Origin of the sequence: Photorhabdus bodei (assembly GCF_003287735.1) — a bacterium.
In the GTDB taxonomy this organism is placed as follows: domain Bacteria; phylum Pseudomonadota; class Gammaproteobacteria; order Enterobacterales; family Enterobacteriaceae; genus Photorhabdus; species Photorhabdus kayaii.
Window position 1 is genome coordinate 1 of the sequence record NZ_NSCM01000093.1, and the last position, 3,781, is coordinate 3,781.

General features: G+C 57.1%; 3 protein-coding genes. All 3 read right to left on the minus strand.

Translation table 11 applies throughout. The annotated features are described in order from the left end of the window. The coding region (locus CKY02_RS22460) for a site-specific integrase (RefSeq protein ID WP_162121010.1) at positions 1–350 on the minus strand (350 nt) is incomplete at its 3' end. Between the two features lie 76 nt (positions 351–426). Next, positions 427–672: a hypothetical protein gene (locus tag CKY02_RS24175; protein WP_146747490.1), complete on the minus strand. Its 246-nt coding sequence runs from the start codon at positions 670–672 to the stop codon at positions 427–429. A gap of 138 nt (positions 673–810) precedes the next feature. Further along, complete coding sequence (locus CKY02_RS22465) at positions 811–3,588, minus strand: CHC2 zinc finger domain-containing protein (RefSeq protein WP_112896952.1); 2,778 nt, start codon at positions 3,586–3,588, stop codon at positions 811–813. Between the last annotated feature and the right edge of the window lie 193 nt (positions 3,589–3,781).

The following is a 3,781-nucleotide window of genomic DNA, read 5'->3' on the forward strand; positions in this document are numbered from 1 at the left end:
GTTGTCGCCGGGCTGGTTGGGATAGCGTGCTGTTGCTGCAACCAGTCGAACCACAGGCGTAAGGACCGCAGGCGTCGGCGCTGACTGTCCGGCGTATAGGGCTGGCCGCCGGCCTTGCGGTATTGGGCCAGATACTGCTGCCAGTTTGCCAGTAACGGTTCGGTGACCTGAGCCGCGGATATTACGCCTTGTTCCTCACACCAGTTGACGAACGGCGACAGCCGTTCATGACGGGCGGACTGGCTCTTTTGACTCGCCCCCTGCAACAGCAGGTTATCCAGATACGCGTCCAGATGCTGGCGCAGGGTCAGCCGGGCAGGTTCAGATTGACGTTTAGCGGGTGATGACATGATGCGATTTCCTGTAGAGAACAGCGGTTATTATTATCAGTGTGTGGTACATCACGACGGTACGATGGCTTGATTCTTAGGTGGCCGGAACAGTGCTTTTCTGCCTGCCCCAACTTGCGGACCGCTCAGCCCGGTATTGCTGAGGTCTGGCGTCCATTTCCCGCCCTCCAACTTGGGCCCAACTTGACCCCAACTTGAGGGCAACTTGCGGTTCAGTCAGTCCAACTTGCGTTGGTCGTATTCCGGGTTTTCGGGTTCGATGATGAGCTGGCAGTACGATACGACGACTTTTTCTTATTATTGCCGGAACAGTGTTTTTCAACCTTCCCCAACTTGCGAGCCATTCCGCCCAGTATTGCTGCGGCCTGAAGTCGGTTTTCCGACCTCCAACTTGGACCCAACTTGACCCCAACTTAGGGGCAACTTGCGGTTCAGTCAGTCCAACTTGCGTGAGTCATATTCAGGGTTTTACTGGTTTTTCCGGCGCTGTCAGGTCAATCAGGCCGCACAGATGGGCTTCTTCTGCGCTGTCGCCGTTCCACAGCAGTTCATACTGCAACAGATGGCCCCGGCTGCCGCCGTGGACTAACAGGTATTCCATGTCGGCCAGTCGCTGACAATGGACTTTTAACTGGTTATCGCTCCACTGGGTGTAATGGCGGATATCGCGGCGGGTAAAGCGGACCGCGTTCACCGGGCGTTGCTGCGCTGCCGCCGTTTCCTTCACCATCGCCTGTATCAGCAGCAACAGTTTTCTTGTCTGTGGCGACATTTCGTCCAGCGTGCGGCCTAATATCTCGTGGGCCAGCCGGTTTGCTAAGCTAATATCGTCTTTGGTCACCTCGATATACTCCAGTGTTTTTCCCCGATGTTCGGCCTTTTTCACCGTCCGCTGGTGCTGATGCAGCAGGGCGATACTTTGTATCAGGGTGAGATATTTCATGTGGTCGCGTCGGGTGCGGGTTTTATCGCTCATGAACGTTAACTGTGAGGCATAAGGGTTAACCACATTTAGCGGGCGCAACAGCCGCTGGGCGTTCTGATGCAGTTCGGTGATATACGCCTTTTCATTTTCGGCCAGTAAACCTTCGAGGGTCTGCTTATGACGTTGCAAGGCATGAATAGCTTCGGTCTGTTCCCGCGATTCGTTCACCGTCAGCACCAGACAACGATTCAGTAATTCTTCATCGACATCTATTGCGGTGGTGGTGAGCATCAGCATCACCGGCCCTTTCACCGTGTACTGTTTGGTGACCAGATTCCCGCTGGCATCGTCTTTACCGGTGCTGGCAATGGTCAGTTCGCCGTCGCTTTGTAACAGCTTGAGGGCATAGGCGGCCTGCCGCACTCCTTCTTCTTCCGCTATCGCCAGTATCTTGTGCTGGAGATTGGTTTCCCCCAGATAAAACAGACTCTGGCCGGTCATGGCGCTGTATTGCAGCCGTTCCTCTTCCGGTATCAGATTGAGGACGGCATCCATTAAGCTGCTTTTACCTGCCGCCGAACTGCTTTGTATCAGCACCGCCAGCGGACGCTCCAGCTTGCGACTGACGGCGGCTAAGTAACCGGCCAGCAGGTTAGTGGATTCGCCCACCACGCCACAGGCGGCTAAATCAGCGGTGATGCGCTCGCTCAGTTTCGGGTCTTGCAGCAGCGCCAGCGCCGCGGCCCGCTGCTCCTCGCTCAGTTCGGGAACCGGCGGGGTTTCGGTTTGCTCACCGACACCGGCCTGTTGACACTGCTCCAGTATCAGCAACACCTGCCCCAGCGCCCGGCGCAGGTCACCTTCGGCCAGCCCGAGTTCGGTGGCGGCCAGCCGCGCATACCCGCCCCGGCTGCGGGCGCTCATCATGTCCACGCTGTCCGCGAACATCACGCCGCTGTCGGTATCAACGACCTGAACATTCACTTTCATCACTGCCGCCCCGGCTTTCACCTGTGACAGGCCCCGGATACCCCACTGTTGTGTGCCCAGCGTCAGGGATATCTCGCCGTTAGCGCCGGTTTCCCAGACCACATTCGGCATCGACGGCAACGCGGCTATCCCGGCGGCTAAGGCGCTGACCGTTTCCGGCACCGGAACCGGCTGATGTTCAGCCAGCGCGGCCCGCTCTGTGGCGGTGGTGGCCTGTACCTCTGCCGCATCCTGCATCGACACGGCACTGTCCAGCAACAACCCGAAGGCCCGTTCCGGCTCGGCGACCTGACACAGATAGCCGTTGGCATCCATGCCCTCGGGGAACACCACCCGGAACACGGCGATACCGGTGGCGGTCAGTTCGGCGGCCAGTTTCACCGCTGCGTCATTCCCTGCGGGGTCATTATCGAAGGCAATCAGCACCTGTCTGACCTGATGCTGTTTCAGGGCCTGCCAGTGGTCGGGAGTAAAGCCATTGACGCCATAGGCGGCGGTGACATTACGGTAACCGGCTACCCAGAACGACATCGCGTCGATTAACGATTCACACAGGATAAGCGAGGCTGACGCCGCCATTGCCGGTTCATTCCAGACGCCGCCATGTGCGCCGGGCAGATACAGATGCCTGGGGGTGTTTTTGCGCAGGTCCTCACCGATTTTACGCCCGTAGATTTCGCGTATCTGGCCGTGCATATCGATAACCGGTATCACCAGTGAACCCCGGAAGTGCTCATGTCCGTTGTCCCGCAGGATACCTGCCGCCATTAACCGGGTACGGATAGCCGACCCGGCCTTGTATTTACTGGCGGGCAGCCGGTAACCCAGCGTGCGGTTGGCCAGGCCCGGTTTAAAACAGGCGACTAATTCCGGGTGGTTTAACCGGCGTTTTTCCAGATAAGCCAGCGCTTCGGGGGCGTTCAGCAACGTCTGGTGATAGAACTCCACCACCCGGTTGAGCAGCGCCTGCCGTCCGGCTTCGTCTTCGGCCAGCATGGCGGGTTCATTTGGCTGGACCAGCGGGGCGATTGCCGGATTCTCGCCCAGTTCCCCGCGCAGGCGTTCCACGGCATGGCGCAGGCTTAACCCCTCGGTTTTCATCACCCAGTCCAGTACGGAGCCGCCGGCGTGACAGCCGAAACAGTGATAGAGGTTCTTTTCAGGGCTGAGCACCATTGACGGGGTTTTCTCCTGATGGAACGGGCACAGCAGCACGTAATCTTTGCCGCGTTTAAAGAGCTGTCGCCCCTGTTGCTCCACCACGGCGACTAAGGAGACGGCGGCTTTCAGGTGCTGTAATTCGGTTTCGGGAATGCGGGCCATATCGTTAATCCTTTAAAAAATACGTCAAGGTCTATATTGACCTATTTTGAACAGGACATTAGAATGCTTTCAAGAATTAATTTTCAGGAGGGGATTTAGCATGTGGAACAAACAACTAACTTGGCTATGTTTGTCCATGACTGATTTTGGTAAAAACCTCTCATCTATTCGTAAATCAAGGCAGTTAACACAA

What these genes read in the sequence shown, in the direction of transcription:
- CKY02_RS22465 (WP_112896952.1), bottom strand. Translation starts at nt 3,588, where the DNA reads ATGGCCCGCATTCCCGAAACCGAATTACAGCACCTGAAAGCCGCCGTC.